Annotated in this window: 16 protein-coding genes; 6 read left to right on the top strand and 10 right to left on the bottom strand. The window is 55.5% G+C overall.

The genetic code is table 11. The features are described from left to right. Nucleotides 1–688 precede the first annotated feature (688 nt). The 5 genes from B7444_RS05695 to B7444_RS05675 all read right to left on the bottom strand — a co-directional run bounded on the left by B7444_RS05695 (nt 689) and on the right by B7444_RS05675 (nt 6552). Nucleotides 689–1108: a PIN-like domain-containing protein gene (locus tag B7444_RS05695; protein ID WP_035729529.1), complete on the bottom strand. Its 420-nt coding sequence runs from the start codon at nt 1106–1108 to the stop codon at nt 689–691. Continuing rightward, a complete protein-coding gene (locus B7444_RS05690; protein ID WP_007282957.1) occupies nt 1105–1788 on the bottom strand; it encodes a MerR family transcriptional regulator in 684 nt (227 codons plus the stop codon). Before B7444_RS05690 ends, B7444_RS05695 begins: the two co-directional genes overlap by 4 nt. 137 nt (nt 1789–1925) lie before the next feature. Continuing rightward, the gene (locus tag B7444_RS05685; RefSeq protein ID WP_007282956.1) at nt 1926–3242 is read right to left on the bottom strand and encodes a tyrosine-type recombinase/integrase; all 1317 of its coding nucleotides are present in this window, start codon (nt 3240–3242) and stop codon (nt 1926–1928) included. 575 nt (nt 3243–3817) lie between these two features. Beyond that, nucleotides 3818–4507: a histidine phosphatase family protein gene (locus B7444_RS05680; protein WP_007282955.1), complete on the bottom strand. Its 690-nt coding sequence runs from the start codon at nt 4505–4507 to the stop codon at nt 3818–3820. Further along, complete coding sequence (locus tag B7444_RS05675; RefSeq protein ID WP_035729527.1) at nt 4504–6552, bottom strand: hypothetical protein; 2049 nt, start codon at nt 6550–6552, stop codon at nt 4504–4506. Before B7444_RS05675 ends, B7444_RS05680 begins: the two co-directional genes overlap by 4 nt. A gap of 191 nt (nt 6553–6743) precedes the next feature. On the opposite strand from B7444_RS05675, the gene rfbB reads away from it, so the two are divergent. The 5 genes from rfbB to B7444_RS05650 all read left to right on the top strand — a co-directional run bounded on the left by rfbB (nt 6744) and on the right by B7444_RS05650 (nt 11323). After that, complete coding sequence (gene rfbB / locus B7444_RS05670) at nt 6744–7799, top strand: dTDP-glucose 4,6-dehydratase (protein WP_035729524.1); 1056 nt, start codon at nt 6744–6746, stop codon at nt 7797–7799. Nucleotides 7800–7819: 20 nt separating this feature from the next. Then, complete coding sequence (rfbA, locus tag B7444_RS05665) at nt 7820–8692, top strand: glucose-1-phosphate thymidylyltransferase RfbA (protein ID WP_029495871.1); 873 nt, start codon at nt 7820–7822, stop codon at nt 8690–8692. Nucleotides 8693–8787: 95 nt separating this feature from the next. Then, nucleotides 8788–9351 (top strand): dTDP-4-dehydrorhamnose 3,5-epimerase, encoded by a 564-nt coding sequence (gene rfbC / locus B7444_RS05660; protein ID WP_007282950.1) that lies wholly within the window; start codon nt 8788–8790, stop codon nt 9349–9351. A gap of 8 nt (nt 9352–9359) precedes the next feature. After that, nucleotides 9360–10250 carry a dTDP-4-dehydrorhamnose reductase gene (gene rfbD, locus B7444_RS05655; RefSeq protein ID WP_035729521.1) on the top strand — a complete coding sequence of 297 codons (891 nt, stop codon included), beginning with the start codon at nt 9360–9362 and terminating at the stop codon, nt 10248–10250. A gap of 71 nt (nt 10251–10321) precedes the next feature. Next, a complete protein-coding gene (locus B7444_RS05650; RefSeq protein WP_007282948.1) occupies nt 10322–11323 on the top strand; it encodes a glycosyltransferase in 1002 nt (333 codons plus the stop codon). Here the strand turns inward: B7444_RS05650 and B7444_RS05645 are convergent. Both B7444_RS05645 and B7444_RS05640 read right to left on the bottom strand, forming a co-directional pair. Then, a complete protein-coding gene (locus tag B7444_RS05645) occupies nt 11320–11760 on the bottom strand; it encodes an HIT family protein (RefSeq protein ID WP_007282947.1) in 441 nt (146 codons plus the stop codon). The genes B7444_RS05650 and B7444_RS05645 overlap by 4 nt on opposite strands. A 32-nt stretch (nt 11761–11792) precedes the next feature. After that, a complete protein-coding gene (locus B7444_RS05640; RefSeq protein ID WP_035729519.1) occupies nt 11793–13280 on the bottom strand; it encodes a sugar porter family MFS transporter in 1488 nt (495 codons plus the stop codon). 133 nt (nt 13281–13413) lie between these two features. On the opposite strand from B7444_RS05640, the gene B7444_RS17345 reads away from it, so the two are divergent. Continuing rightward, nucleotides 13414–13548, top strand: a complete 135-nt coding sequence (locus B7444_RS17345) for a hypothetical protein (protein ID WP_007282944.1) — start codon at nt 13414–13416, stop codon at nt 13546–13548. On the opposite strand, the gene B7444_RS05630 is transcribed toward B7444_RS17345, so the two are convergent. Genes B7444_RS05630 through B7444_RS05620 form a run of 3 tightly spaced genes read right to left on the bottom strand, consistent with a single transcriptional unit; the run spans nt 13545 to nt 15829 of the window. Then, nucleotides 13545–14339 carry a metal ABC transporter permease gene (locus B7444_RS05630; protein WP_007282943.1) on the bottom strand — a complete coding sequence of 265 codons (795 nt, stop codon included), beginning with the start codon at nt 14337–14339 and terminating at the stop codon, nt 13545–13547. The genes B7444_RS17345 and B7444_RS05630 overlap by 4 nt on opposite strands. Beyond that, nucleotides 14332–14991, bottom strand: a complete 660-nt coding sequence (locus tag B7444_RS05625; protein ID WP_007282942.1) for a metal ABC transporter ATP-binding protein — start codon at nt 14989–14991, stop codon at nt 14332–14334. Before B7444_RS05625 ends, B7444_RS05630 begins: the two co-directional genes overlap by 8 nt. After that, nucleotides 14975–15829, bottom strand: coding sequence for a metal ABC transporter solute-binding protein, Zn/Mn family (locus tag B7444_RS05620; protein ID WP_007282941.1), 855 nt, complete (start codon nt 15827–15829; stop codon nt 14975–14977). Before B7444_RS05620 ends, B7444_RS05625 begins: the two co-directional genes overlap by 17 nt. Nucleotides 15830–15839 lie beyond the last annotated feature (10 nt).

Genomic DNA, 15839 nt, shown 5'->3' with positions numbered 1-15839 from the left:
CTTAAATGCTACTCCCCGCTCAACCTGTAAGGGCCTCTTACAGGTTGAGCCTATGGATTCCAGCGCGCCAATTTTCCAATGAGACCACCGATATTCTGCCTAAAAGTTGGCAGAAACCCCGGCACGACACAAAGGCCACAACCGACGAGACTGCAGGATACACTACCCCAAGTGAGCCCTTATCTTCTGTCGCATCTCGTGCTGTTCCCAGTTCTATAAAAAATCAAACTCAGGATCGGGTGGCCTACTGATATTCACACTGATGGCAGCAGGCCTGATCGGATATTTTGTACTCCGGACACATCGCCGGGCCGCACATGGCCTCCTCTTACATAATCCCTAGCCAACAGTTCGCCAAACTTAGAGCTTGGGTATTATTTTGATTCCGTTTCGCAACGCCTATGGTCTAGGTAAGAACGCAATAACGCCAAGCTCCTTTGACGTTAGAATTGCCCTCAATCCTGTTATCAAACTTCCTAGACGTGACTAGCCTAACGTCAAAACCCTTTGATGTTAGAATGATCCTAGAAATGAGAGTCAAATCTTTCGACTTTTCAGGCTCAGTTTCCTGCAAACGCCCAGCGCTGGGCCAACAGAGCGGGTAAGCAAGGCCCCACACCTTCGGGCCGTTAACGGCCAAGCCTAAACTTACCGCCCCAACTTGTAAGGATTTCTTACAGGTTGCCTCTCATGGCTTCCAGCGTGCCAGCTTTCCAATTCCCCGGCTCTTCCAGGGCAACTCCAGAAATGTGCCTGGCAACGCATCTTCCGAACATGTCACGATTTGACGCCACCATTGCAGCAGCATGGCACCACGGCGAAAGATATCACGCTCCTGATTCCAGCCTCTGGCACAGACCACCACGATCAAGCCTGTATCCTGAATAGCGGCTGCCTCATGCCTACGGCGTTTCATTGCTGCATCGGCTGTAATCAGAATATTCCGACCTTCTGCACCATTCGTGAGTAGCCGGAATAGATCGGTATCTTTTGTCCCGCGAAGGCCCAGCGAGACGACAGAGGCAATGTCATAGGGCTCAGCTTTGGCTATTTCTGCGAGCATCCGTGCCAAAGGTGGCGGATGGTTCTCGTCGAAAACGAACCTCAAGCCGCAAGCCGCTGATTGATCTTGAACTCAAATTCAGCAGCCTGCGTCACAGCCTCTTCCGGAACCTCCCACCAGGACGCCACTTTTCGTACATCCCCGTTCTCTGCCCGCAATGCCTGCGCCAGAACCTGTGTCGGAACACCCGAACGATCAATAGGCCGCCCGAACTGGCGATGAGCGTCCACCACAACTCGGCTTAGTTCCGCATAGGGCTGCCATGTCTCCGCAAGCCCGTCCGCCTTGCTGAAACTCAGGGAACGCCGGAAACTCTGCTCCAGAATATCCAGCATGGCCCCATTGCCATCAATGAGGTTGATAAGACTTCTTTCCGGAGCCTCTTCAGCCGCCTGGAAGAACACAGCCTTGCCGTCCGTATGGAATTGCCCGGAAGCAAAGGGGTGATCCGTTCCAAACATGCGCCGGGCGTTCTCCACCATGCGCCGAATAGCTTGAAGTGACACGCCAGATGCCCGCAGTTCCTGGACGAAACGTATCTCCACGAGATTAAGAAAGGTCAGTCCCTCATGCCCATCTTCTGGTTGCAGTTCAGGGCTTAGGACAGCATCAGCACCATGCCCAAACAGCCAGGCACGAATACGCGGCGCAGGAACACGCGCAAGCAATGCCGCTTCCGAGACGGTATAGACGCCTTTCCCGATGATGTTCTGTTTATCCGGCATGTGCACCCTCCACGATGGAGGCCATAAAACCCCGCAAAGCCACGCCTGCGATACGGCAGAACTCGGCTATCTCTCGCCTATAGATCATGCTGCCTATTAGTTTTGCAAGTGACCCGTATCGCCGGGCGTCATATGCCTCAAGACCGCCGCAACGCAATCACCCGGCTTCCAGCCGTATTGAGTTCTGAACCCTCAGCCACCTGAAAGACATGAGCGGCCCAGTTATCCAAGGCAATCTCCCGTTCTTTTAGGAACTCATGCCGCTGATAGACGGCCGCCACTCCCTTGATCGTCCCCTGAACATGGTTCAGCACACGATCAGCCACATGCGGCCCTACCCCTAGGCGGGCCATAACCGTCACGCCCGTTCGCCGCAAATCATGCAATCGCCAGCCCGGCGCGGGCATGGCGCAGACTTCTTTTCCCGGCGATTTTTCAGCTCTCTCAACCTCAATCAGTCTCTCCAGCCGTTCTTTGGCTCCTGAAAAATCGGAGATGGGCGTCCTGCCTGTATTCGTGAAGACATAAGGGGAGATGGCCCCTGTCTTCGGATCTGTCTGCCTATGCAGCGCAGCCAGGACATGCCGTGCAGGCTCCGACAAATGGACGATATGCGCTCTGCTGTTCTTTGTCCGCTCAGCAGGAATGGTCCAGGTTGTCAGATCAGGTGAGATTTCCTCCCAGCGCATTTCTGCAACCTCTGCTCGCCGCTGCAGGGTGAGCAACAGCAACCGAAAGAAAGGCCCGAAGGGATAGGCCATCTGTCCAGCCGCCCGCCATATCTCGCCAATTTCTTCGTCTGTCAGAACGCGGTCCCTTGAGACTTCACGCCCTTCAACAATCAGTCGGGCAAAAGGATTATCCTCAACCAGCTGACGCTTTACAGCCCAGGCATACATAGCGCGGGCGTAAGCTTGCAGTCGCCGGGCCGTGGTAGGGTGCCGTTCTGCAATCTCATCAAGCCGGGCCTGTAACTCAGAGACTGTCAGGGATTGCGCCGGGCGGCTCAGGAACGGCTGGAAGTTATACCGGATGCGTTGCGGGCCCTCCCGCCTATAGGTCTCGCTATGCTCCCTGAGCGCCATGGCGGCCCAGCGATCAATCAGCACGTCCAACGTCAGGGCATCTATCGCTGCTTGTGCGGCCTGCTCCTGTAGGGAGGCTTGATAGGACACCACTTCCGCCCGGCGCTCACCCATGGGATCTCCGCCAGCGAGAACGCGCCCACGGGCTTCCTCAGCCATCTTCCGGGCCTGAGCGATGGTCAGCGCCCCATACTCTCCCAACTTGAGACGGCGGACTTTCCCTGCGTAGCGATACTGAAAGAGGAACAGCTTGGCTCCAGTGTCAGTGACACGAACAAGGAAACCTTTGGTCTCTGTATCCGAAAACAAAGCGTCCCGTTTGCCCGGCGGGCAGGTGAGAGCGTCTATTTCCCGCTTCGAAAACCTCATGCCCAGCCCTCAATAACACCTTTAACACCTACGAAATCGAAAGGTGTTAGTGAGAAAACCGGATAAAAACACAGTAAAATCAATATATTATATATGTGAGTAACACCTATAACACCTATAACACCGTAATTGTGTAGCTCCCTGAATTTCATTTTACCCAATTCCCCTCTCTGAACCCGCTGACGAGTTTTTCCGGACTCAATCCGGACTCATTTGAAATAGCAATAGGGGCGTTTCGGTGCGTCTCTTTGCACAAACCGTCTCAGACGCCCTTTTATAAGGCGTTGTTATTGCGCGGTTTTGCGATTTACTGCGTCTTAACTGTATTTCGCCGGGCGTAACTCTTAATCAGCGGGTCCAAGGTTCGAGCCCTTGTGTGCCCACCAAGCTCCGTTTCCGGTCTTATCCTTGAAAAACCAGACGTTTTGTTGTTATCGCGCAAAGTAGATTTCTCTTCTTCTTCGCCTGACACCAATCGTAATTTGTGGTCTCGATCCAGAGTCCACCATGGGTTCTCCCGAAACGAGAGAAGCCCATATTTCTCAGTCGAGACTTTCTATTTCCTGCTGGAAATTTCAGCCCCGAAAATCCGGAAGTTCGTTCACAGCCACTACGCGCCAGAGCCCATTGATACGTTCAATGATGGAAATGGACAGGTTCTGGATCGTAAACCGAAGTGCAATATCCGGATGAATAGCCAGTGCATGTGACAGGGCAGCCCGAATGGCGCCTCCGTGACTGACCAACACCATGTCCTGACCAGGATGCGTGTTGGCTAGCTCTTCCAGACCGTGAGATACACGCGCGCAGACATCCAGCATACTCTCCCCGCCTGGCGGAAGCTCGCTGGCGGACAGTGACCAGAATGGATTTGGCGGCAGACTCAAAAGCGACAGGAACTGGTCGTGCGGTGTTCCATGCCACTCCCCGATCGACTGTTCGATAAACCGCTCATCCAGCGTCACATCAGGACACTGAAATTCTCCCGCACAACGAATTTGCGCAGCTGTGTCTCGTGCTCTCTGGAGGGGAGAACTATACCAGACAGCGTCTGAGGGCAGACGACGTGCCAGGGCAGCGTAACCACCCTGCTGGGTAGCCATTGTGTCCTTGCAGAGAGGAACATCCATGGCGCCATACATTGTCTTGCGTGCACTGGCCTCCACAACAGCGTGTCGCACGAGCCAGAAGCGCGTAATGCCCCGAGGAAGTTCAGGACTGTCGAGGAAGTGTCCGTGTGGAACTGCGTGATCTGTCTGTGTCATGAGAAAGGCGCGTAACGAGGAACAGGATTGGCGTCCAGCAGAACGTTCCAATGTTTCAGGATCAGTTCCAGTTTAGCCAGCACCCTGCGGGCATCCGCACATTCCCGCTGTAACCTTTGCGGTTCGTCCAGCCCCGCGTGAGAAGGCTCCCCTGAGACCAATCGCGCACCACCACATAAGCGCAAAGCACCCGCCGGGCCGTCCAAAAGCGGGTGTGGAACCGGAACGGGCTGTCCCAGAACACAAAGCAGAGCAGGCTCCCCTTCCCTCACCCACGGTGAAAGATCCGCATTCAGCCAGCGATGCAACTTCCGGGCATTGTCTAGTGCAAGCGGGCGCTCGGGCATAAGGGGGTCCTTTACCAGAAAGGGCAGGATTGTCGGAACCGCGTCCCAGCGACCATCATCAACAGGCTTCCCCATGGGAAGCATGGTCAGTGACGGACATCGTTCCACCATGTCGATGGCCTGGGTCATGAAATAATCCAGCCGGTGACGGATCGTCTCGTCAGGTAAAACAAACAGGGCGTCCATCTCAGAGAGAGCAGCATGCCAGCGCAGAGCAAGGCCTATATTATGTCCTGTATTCAAGGCGTTTTCATCAGCCCCTTCTGGCCACTCATCGCGATGTGCATAATCCCTAAGGCCGATTGGAAGAGACAATGACGGAAGGCGACGTCGCAGCGTTTCCGGCAAAAGAATAGCGCCACAGAACGGTGGTCCTGTAAAAAATTTCGAGCCTGTCACCATGACCATCGCGCCACTTTCAACCCATTCCGAAACGCGCGAAGGGCTGAGGCGTGCCTGACAGGCATCCACCACAACACTGAAATGCTCCCCCAGCTCGTTTCTCAGGATTGCAATGGTTTCCATATCCGGGGCAGCCAGACCCGTCTTGGATTGATCCAGACGGTGCATCAGAACATGACGCCCAGCTTTTACTTCGCGCCGCGCAATTTCAAGACATTCGGCATTGATGTCTTCTATTGCCCGGGACAATCCATCCGGATGCCTGATCGTCACACCGATGAGACGGGTATCGGCGGAAAACCCCTCAATCAATTCCCCTTTTCCCACTAAAGTCGCACACGCGCTGTCAGTGGCAAAATGACGCCCACAGGCAGCCAGTGGCACACCACTTCCGGTCTCGTCGGGAGCAAGCAGAATGGAACTGACAGGGCGCTCAGTTTCTGCGGCCACAAGAGCCAGAACTGCCAGTTCACAATCAGTCCCGGACGCAGACAGCAACACCGCGTTCTCTGGCAAACCGTAGTGTCGGCCAATACCGGCTCGCGCATTTTTGACCATTGTTTCCTGAACAAGGTCAGGGTCCTGCTTTGAAAGCAGCGCGTTCATCATCGCACATCGGGCCGCTTCTGCACCTCCAAACCCACGCTCTGACAGAGAGGAGGCAGTTGACGAACCGAAACTGACAGCCCAGGGCCGCGGACGGTGCGAACAGGAATAACGGTTCAGCCCTGTTTCTGGATCGACCGCCAGTCTGGAGTCCCCGCCACTGCTCATCAATGTTTCTGCAGGGGCCATGACAGGCCACAAACGCACAAGAATAGGCTGCAACCTCTGTGCATCTTCCGTCGTAAATACTGGTGCTTCTGGGAGCAATAGCTTCAGGCTCTCCCAGATATCCAGCAATGTCTCGCTATCCGGTACACCGTCTGCACAGAGGGCAAGTTCGGTCGGAAGCGGGCAGGACGCATTCTTGTCGAGGCCATGAAACAGGGCGGCAACACGCGCGGCGGCAAAACTGGCGAGGCGGGCATCTGCACCACCATGGAGCAACCTGAAAAGTTCAACTGCCTGCCGCAGGAATGTTGGTGCAAGCGCCGGATTGCGAAGGCAGGGTTCACCCAGCTTCAGACAGGCCTGGCCAGCAGGAGACGCCCGATGTTCGGGCAGATTTTCACCCAGCTGGAAAGGCTGGGTCAGGGAAATGTCCAGCTCTGGCATGAGTCCCGCGGCAACAACCCGCAGGTCTGGGCGCTCCAGAACATCAACGAGCGAACGGGTTAACGTATCAGCCAGCATACCTTTGTTCTCCTGCGTGCCCCACAGGAGTGTCTGGGTAGCTGATTCAGCGATGCGGGGCGAGACCTTAATGAGTGTAGAAATAGTTTCATTAGTATTACCGAAAGTCATATTTGCGCCCCTTGTACAACACTGTAAGATACTTTCCTGTGGCGGGGCTGAAGCTCCTACCGTGATGTTAAGGAGTTGAAATGCGGATATTGTTGACAGGCGGTTGCGGCTTCATTGGTTCGGCCGTGGTGCGTCATATTATCAGAAACACCGAACACAGTGTGCTGAACGTAGACTGCATGACCTATGCAGCCTCAGAAGATACCGTAGCCGAGGTCGCTTCCGATCCGCGTTATTCTCACGCCCGGGCAAACATTGTGAACGGCGTCGAAATGCAGCGCCTGTTCGAGGAATACCGCCCGGATGCCGTCATGCATCTGGCTGCTGAAAGCCATGTGGACCGCTCGATTGACGGGCCCGGCGTCTTTATCCAGACCAATGTCGTGGGCACCTATTCCCTTCTGGAAGCTGCCCGCAAATACTGGAATGGTCTCGGAAACGAAGAGAAAGCCGCATTCCGGTTCCACCACATTTCCACGGACGAAGTCTTTGGCCATCTTGAGCCGAATGATCCGCCGTTCACCGAAACAACGCCTTACGATCCGCGCAGCCCGTATTCAGCGTCCAAGGCATCATCCGATCATCTGGTTCGCGCCTGGTATCACACATACGGTTTGCCAACCTTTGTAACCAACACCACCAACAATTACGGTGTCTGGCACTTCCCCGAGAAACTGATCCCGCTCGTGACAATCAACGCCATCGAAGGGCGTGAGCTGCCGGTCTACGGCAAGGGTGAAAACATCCGCGACTGGCTCTTCGTCGAAGACCATGCCGAAGCTCTGGTCCGCGCTGTTGAAATCGGAAAGCCGGGCGAGACCTACGCCATCGGTGCCCGTCAGCCACGTACCAATCTTGAGGTCGTCAAGAAGATCTGTGCCGTTCTGGATGAGCTTCTGCCAGATCCGGAAGGCCCGCGTGAGCGTCTGATCCGTTATGTGACGGACCGCCCCGGCCATGACTTCCGTTATGAGATCGACCCGTCCCATGCTGAAAAAGAGCTGGACTGGAAAGCCAAGAACAATTTCGAAACCGGTATCCGCAAGACGGTTCAGTGGTATCTCGACAACCGTGACTGGTGGGAAGGCATCCGCTCCAAGCGATACACGGGACAACGACTGGGAACACGCGCATGAGCACGATCGACACGAAGCCCATGAAGGGTATTATCCTGGCTGGTGGTTCGGGCACGCGCCTGTATCCCATGACGCTTGCTTCTTCCAAGCAGCTCCTGCCGGTCTACGACAAGCCGATGATCTACTACCCCCTTTCCACGCTGATGCTGGCGGGAATCCGGGACATCATGATCATCACAACACCGCATGACATGCCTCAGTTCCAGCGCCTTCTGGGCGATGGCTCCCAGTTTGGCGTGACATTCGAGTACCGCATCCAGCCTTCTCCCGACGGTCTGGCGCAGGCGTTCCTGATTGCAGAAGACTGGCTTGACGAATCCCCCTGTGCACTTGCTCTGGGCGACAACCTGATCTTCGCTGATCATCTGGGCGTTCTGCTGCGTGCTGCTGCGAACCGCCCGGAAGGTGCAACCGTTTTCGCTTATCAGGTCCGTGATCCGGAACGTTATGGCGTAGTTTCGTTCGATGAGAGCGGCAAGGCACTCGAAGTCGTCGAAAAGCCGACAGAGCCGGACTCCAACTGGGCCATCACAGGTCTGTATTTCTACGATCACCGCGTTGTGAATTTTGCCAAGCAGGTGAAGCCCAGCCCACGTGGTGAACTGGAAATTACGGATCTCAACCGTATGTACCTTGAGGAAGGCACGTTGCAGGTCGACCGCCTGAGCCGTGGCTGTGCCTGGCTTGACGCCGGTATGCCTGACAGCCTGATGCAGGCTGGCAGCTTCGTTCAGACCATTCAGTCCCGTCAGGGCATGCTGGTAGGTTCACCTGCTGAAGTTGCTTTCCGCAACAAATTCATTACTGCCGACCAGCTTCGCGATCACGCAAAGCACATGGGCAAGACGGAACTGGGTCGTCTTCTGCTTGAACTGGCAGATCACGGCGCCTGATCTTCCCTGCGCTGCCTGACCCGCTCAGGCAGCGTTTTTTCTGTCGAGGCACAGTCTGCCTTATTTCCAGATCTCATGTCCTGAAGGAAACCGTCATGAAGGTTGAACGGCTCGCCATTCCAGAAGTCATTCTCGTTACGCCTCCTCGTTTCAGCGATAATCGCGGCTTCTTTTCCGAAACCTATAATCTTGATCGCATGACAGAGGCCGGCATCAACCTGCCCTTCGTTCAGGACAATCAGAGCCTCTCCGTTGAAAAAGGCGTTGTCCGCGGGTTGCATTGCCAGCTGGCTCCCTATGAGCAGGGCAAACTCGTTCGCGTGACGCGTGGTGCCATCTGGGATGTGGCCGTAGATGCCCGCACGGGATCCCCGACCTATGGCAAGTGGGTTGCGGCTGAACTGTCTGCTGAAAACTGGTCCCAGCTATGGGTTCCCCCAGGCTTCCTGCACGGTTTCGTGACGCTCGAAGAGAACACCGAAGTGCAATACAAATGCACGTCTCTTTACAGCAAGGTTTCAGAGCGCGCGGTCATCTGGAACTCTCCGGAACTGAATATTGACTGGCCTGTTTCCGAAGAAGAAGCCGTTCTGTCCGACAAGGACAAGATCGCGCCGCACTTCTCCGAAGCCAAGGGCTGGTTCCAGTACGAAAAGTGAGTAACGCCATGTCCAGCACAGGTTCCATCCTCGTCACAGGCGGCAATGGGCAGCTTGCGACGTCCCTCGCCATTCTCGGTGGTGACCGCATCATTCGTGTGGGCCGACCGGAGTTCGATTTCGACAAACCTGAAACGATCGCAGCCGCAATTGAAAAGTATCATCCGGCTGCTGTGGTAAATGCCGCGGCCTGGACGGCTGTCGATCTGGCTGAAACCGAGAAAGAAGGTGCAGAACGCGCCAATAACTCAGGCCCGAAGGCGCTTGCTGAAGCCTGTGCCAAGGCTGGTATTCCGTTTGTGCATGTTTCGACGGACTATGTTTTTTCCGGTGACAAGGGCGCGCCCTACACCGAAGAAGACCCGACCAGCCCTGAGACGGTCTATGGCAGCACCAAGGCTGACGGTGAGCAGGCGGTTCTGGCAGCCAACCCGAAGAGCATCGTTCTTAGAACGTCCTGGGTCTATTCGGCGCACGGCAAGAACTTCATCAAGACCATGATCAACGCTGGGGCGAAAAATCCGGCTCTCAAGGTTGTTGGTGATCAGAGTGGTAACCCTACCAGTTCTGACGATCTGGCTGAAGCCATCCTCGCCATCCTGGCTCTGGTGGAAAAAGACGGCTGGAAGCCCGAATATGCTGGCATCTATCACGCCAGCGGTACCGGTGAAACGACCTGGCATGGTCTGGCAGTCGCTGCCCTTGAGGAAGCCGAGAAGTATGGACAGGCCATGCCAACGGTTACGGCAATCCGGACGGAAGACTGGCCCACCCCGGCCAAGCGGCCTCAGGATTCCCGACTGGACTGTTCAAAACTTCACCGCATTTTTGGCGTTAAATTGCCTGAATGGCGTGAGAGCGTAGCGCATACGGTTCAGCGCCTCTTTAAGGCTTCGTAATCTCTGCAGGCCATTCTGGTAAGAAATGGCCTGTTTCCCGTCTTCTGTTTCTGTCCGTTTTCAAGGATGTCATGTCTTCTCCTCAATCCGGCAACCGCCGCTGGAACCCGCAGATGATCCGGGGAGGAGCAAGTCAGGGTGCCGACAGAACAATGCGTGTTGCCATTCTGCTATCGCTTTACAATGGCGAAGCTTACTTAAACGCACAGCTCGACAGCATTCTGGCCCAGTCTCACGCAGACTGGGTTCTTTACTGGCGCGATGACGGGTCCTCCGATGCGTCACGCGTCATCATGCTATCCTTTGCCGCCCACCGGGGCCACGGACGATGCGTTGAAATCACGTCCCTTCCCGGGGCGAACGGCGTTGGGGCATCGTACCTGCATCTGCTGGAGTCCATTCCAGAAACGCCGTTTGTTGCCTTTGCTGACCAGGATGACGTCTGGCACCCTAAAAAGCTGGAATGGGCCGTGGGCTGGCTTCGAGCTCAACCTCCACAGGTGCCGGCGCTCTACTGCGCGCGCCAGTATCTGACGGATAGCGCCCTGAACGTTTTCAAAAAATCCGAGCGGCTGCATCGACAGCCCTGTTTCGGTGCTGCTTTGACGCAGAATATCGCAACGGGCCACACAGCCGTTATCAATGCGGCCACATGTCATCTGATGCAGGGAACCGTTCCACCATCCAACACCTTGCATGACTGGTGGGCCTATCTGCTGACCATGGCAGCCGGCGGCAGAATTTTCTTTGATGACCGCTGCGTGAGTTATTATCGGCAGCATTCCTGCAATACGGTCGGCGCGAAACACTCCAAACTTAAACGCGGTTTCTACGCCATCAAACGTGGACCCTGCGCTTTCATGGCTGTCTTCGAATCCAATGTGCAGCGCCTTCTGAGCTATCCCAATATGCTGACGCCGGATTCCAGAGCACTCCTTGAAGATTTGTCGCAGGCTCGCACGATCAAGGCGCGTTTCAAACTTATCTGGAAACGACCGGAACTTCAGAGACAGACCTTCTCTGAAACTGCCGTTTTTCGTCTCTGGTATCTGTTGGCAACACGGTGCCACTAAGAGCCTAGGCGCAACTCCCGCTTCATTGCCTCCATGAAGGTCTTGTCCTGCTCCGGGTCGAAAGGTCTGGCAGCAGCATAATCGTATGCGATGCTGGCAGCCTTGGTGCGTTTGTCTTCAACCTCGCTCGCATAACGAGGCACGATATGAGTGTGGAGCGACGGCGCAAGATTGCACCAGGTCTCGTAATTGATGCGAGATGCCCCGGTCACGGCCAGAAGGGCGTCCCCGATAGAGGCCATATCCAGAAGGTACTGGGCCCTCGCCTCTCCCTGCAGATCATTTAGGGAAGAAACAATCGGATCTGCAAGAAGCTGGCAATAGCCTGGAAGCGGCTGGGTCTCCCCAAGCACAAGCCAGCCAGATTTCATGCGGCCAATGACAAACGGGTTATTGCCGCTTCGTGCAGCAATAACCCGTTTTGCGATAACGTCCATATCGTTTCCTCCTCAAGAAAGGAGGAAACGTATCATGCTGCCGAACGAACGTCCTCTTCATCCTCTTCCGGGACAATGCGCTTGCTGTCCCGCGTCGGACGGAAACGGTTCTCCAGCAGTGCCTCTTCAATGTCTTCAAGAGAGGCCCCGGACGTTTCCGGCACAAAGAAGAATATGAAAATGACAGAGACCAAATTAACGAAGGCGTAGAACCACATCGTCCATGTCAGGCCAATTCCCTCAGCCATTGTCAGCGCCGTACTGGTGACGAGCAGGTCTGCTCCCCATAGCGTCGCTGCATGCAGGGATGTTGCCTGTCCACGCATGGAGAGCGGGAACATTTCCGCACCCAGAAGCCAGCCGCAGACCTGAATGCCACCAGAGTTGAACATCATGAACAGCAGCAGAAAGGCCACGATCAGATATGAGCCCATGCTTCCTGGCACCGGATGGCTCATGAACATGACGCCCAGACCAATCAGAGACAGCACAGCGCCCGGCCCCATGATCAGCATAAGACGACGACGGCCGATCCGGTCCACGAACAGGCAGCCCAGAAAGGTCATGATGCAATAAACGATCGCCACGCCCAGCGAAGCCCACAGGGCGGAAGATGCACCAAACCCGGCATCACTCAGGAATGTCGGCGCATAGTAGATCATCATCTCCAGGCCGCCGCACTGGGTGAAGAATGCGACGCCAAGAGCAGCCACAAGCGCCGGACGCACCCAAGGCTGAAAGAGACCGCGCCAGCCGCGGTTCTTCGGATCGATGTCCGTTGCGTTCTCGCGGATCGCTTCCACTTCCTTGCGGACTGCGCGCTTGGTTGTTCGAATACGACTGAGATGGAGAATGGCGTTCTTCATGCCCTCGTTCTCAGCAGACCAACGCGGGCTCTTTGGCATGAAAAACATGGATACGAACACGATGGCAGCAGGAATGGCGGCAATACCGACCATCGGGCGCCATCCCCAGTTCGTCCGTTCTGTCAGGCCAATGATGTTGGCGATCAGAATTCCCAGACCGATAGCCACATTGAACATTGTCACAAGGCTGCCACGCCGCTCCTGGGGCGCCAGTTCCGAAATATACATCGGAACCACCTGCGTAGATCCACCTACGGCAAGCCCAAGCACGAAACGGGCAGCAATCAGGCTCCAGACGCCTGGAGAAAATGCACAGGCCGTTGCACCAAGAACAAACACACCACTGACAATGCAGGTTGTTGTCCGGCGACCGAATTTCTCAGAAAGAGAGCCTGCCCCGAAAGCACCGAACACTGCGCCCAGAAGGATAGCGGAGGCAACGCTTTCCTTCATGGTGGAGTTCAGATGGAAATCATCACCAATAAGAGGAAGTGTTCCCGAAATGATTCCTGTGTCATAACCGTACAGACCGCCACAAATTGCGGCGACCATGGCGGCCAGCATCAGAATCAGTTTCGCATGCGGCGAAACTTCGATTTCGGAGAGGTCTATCTGTTCACGAACAGGTCGAGCTGTTTTCGTATCATTTGGCATAGCGGTATTAACATATCGCAATTTGTCAGGTTTTTCGCGCCACTTCTGTTTTTTTATAAAAACTCCATTTTTCGCTCAGTCTGGCGAGGTGGTTTGAAACTGGATATAAACAGAGAACCTATGGAGGCTCACAATGTCGACTGAAGTTCCGGATACGACCCGCGATGTGCCCGTCATTACGGGCAAGGCTCTGATTATCCTTCATATCTGCCTGATTGCCTTTATCGGGCTGGTTCACCTTCGTCTGGTGACGATGACAGGCAATTAACGCCTGACCATACAGGCAATTCCGTAGCAGGCGGCGGCTCCAAGCCCGATCCAGAATGGTACGGGCACGTCTGTCACCCAGGACAGGGCGAGTCCTCCCCAGGACAGAAACAGGGCCAGAGACACAGCCACGCTCAGCCCCGCAATGGGTCTCAGACCTAACCGGAGAGCAGTTGCCGCCGGGCCGATCATGAGGCTGAAAGCCAGAAGCGCGCCAGAAACTTCTGCACAGGCAGAGCACGCCAAAGCTGCTATCGCCATAAATCCAAGCGACGTGAGACGAACAGGGACTCCACGCGCCTGCGCCACATCCGGCATCAGACTTGCAAACAAAAGCGGTCGCCCCAGAAAAGCCAGCCCTGCCATACAGAGCACTGTCACAGCCCCCAGTGCGAGGAGTGTTGGCGTATCAATTCCCAGAACGTCTCCAAACAGAAGCGTTGTCGCCATGCTGGAGGCTCCATTCGCTTCGTGCAGGAACCATGTTCCCAGGCCAAGGCTGGCAGCAAGAACAAGACCAATCATGCTGTCTCGTTGCGATGAAAGAGTCCCTGCCCCCTTTGTTTCATTGCCCATCGCCAGCCCCCCCAGAAGACTAAAGGCGATCATGCCATAAAGAGGAGAAACTCCCAGCCAGACCGCTCCTGCGGCCCCACTGAAGCCGATATGAGACAGAGCATGGGCTGCGAAAGCCTGACGCCGCAGGATCAGGAACCATCCCACCGTGCCGGCCAGAACAGAAACGATTGTGCATCCCAGAAATGCATGTCGCATGAATTCGAATTCAAACATGCAGACCGCCATTCTTCAGCTTCAGAATACGCGACACCTTCCCATCCAGGGCCTCTGTCTCGTGAGAGGTCATAAGGATGGAAATTCCAAGGTCCCGTGTCAGAGTATCCAGCAAAGAGACAATCTGATGCTGTGCTTCATGGTCCAAGGCCGCCAGCGGTTCATCCAGAAGTAATGTCTGCGGGCTGTCTGTCAGGGCCTGCGCAAGACAGACCCGCTGACGTTCTCCCCCAGACAGAAGTCCAAGAGGCCGTCGGGCAAAAGACGACGCGCCCGTGAGAGCCAGCAGACGTTCGGCATTCTCTCGCCGGGCACGAGACGGGAGAGGTATTCCCCAGCGCGCACCTTTCATCGCGGCCATGACGTGACTGATTGCCGGAATCATTAAAGCCGTATCACTCAGGCCCTGCGGCATATAGCCGATCTGCCTGCAGGCGATTTCCGGTGGCTGTCCCTTGAGACGAAGAACACCACTCTGGAGACGAACAAGGCCAAGACAGGCTTTAAGAAAAGTCGATTTTCCGGAACCATTCCGACCAGCCAAAAGTGTCACCCCCGCCATGGGAACTGTCAGAGTGACGTTATCCAGAATGGTCTTGGTGCCTGCGCAGAGTGTGACCTGGTCAAGGGAAAGGTTATCTGGATGCGCCATCAAGGGCCTTCTGAACGGACTCGATAATTGAAGATACCCACTCCTGCCACGACAGCCCTGGTGGCAGCGTTTCCCCGAGCATGACGAGCGGCAGAGCACTGCTCCGGGCCTTGTCCACCATCCGGTCAATCTGGGGTGATCTCACGGCGGGATTTACAATCAGCAGTTTGACGGTCTTCTCGTCCAGCGCAGTTTCAAGCACCGCAACATCCCGGGGAGAAGGCTCCGCATGATGCATCACGGCCAGGGCAAAACCTGCATCCACAATATGCAGACCCATATGCTGGATCAGATCACCCCCAACCGGCTCCATCGCTGCGATGATCGTTCCATCGTAGGTTTTGCGAAGCTTCTCACTCCAAGATTCCAGACTTTCAATCTGAGCCAGGAAAGCATCCAGACGCTGCTGAACGGCTTCGTGATCCAGTCCTTGCCTGACGAAAACACGCGCCATTGCCGTCGCAACCTTGCGAACGGCAGCAGGATTGAGAAACAGATGAGGATTATCACCCACTTTCCACCCGGCTTCCTGCGCTGCAATGATACGGGGAGCAGAAGCCGATACGAAGGGTAACGCCCAGTTGTCGTATGTCGCGCCATTGAGAATGACCAACGCTGCACGCGCTGTCTGGCGTGCCATCGAAGGGGTCGGCGTCAGTTCGTGAGGGTCAATGCCGGGCGTTGAAATCAGAGCCTGAGTGGTAACTTCAGGCCCACCAATCTGGGCAGCAATATTACACCAGACAGACTCAACACAGACAACAGGCATTGGTGCGGCAGAAGCGACAGGTGCAGTCAGCAGCGAACCGACCAGACACAGGGTTCGGAAACGATGCATGAGTTTCCCC

This window comes from Gluconobacter thailandicus F149-1 = NBRC 100600 (genome assembly GCF_000964465.1).
Lineage (GTDB): Bacteria > Pseudomonadota > Alphaproteobacteria > Acetobacterales > Acetobacteraceae > Gluconobacter > Gluconobacter thailandicus.
The sequence above is the reverse complement of the archived record's forward strand: the minus strand, read 5'-3'. Positions and strand labels throughout refer to the sequence as shown.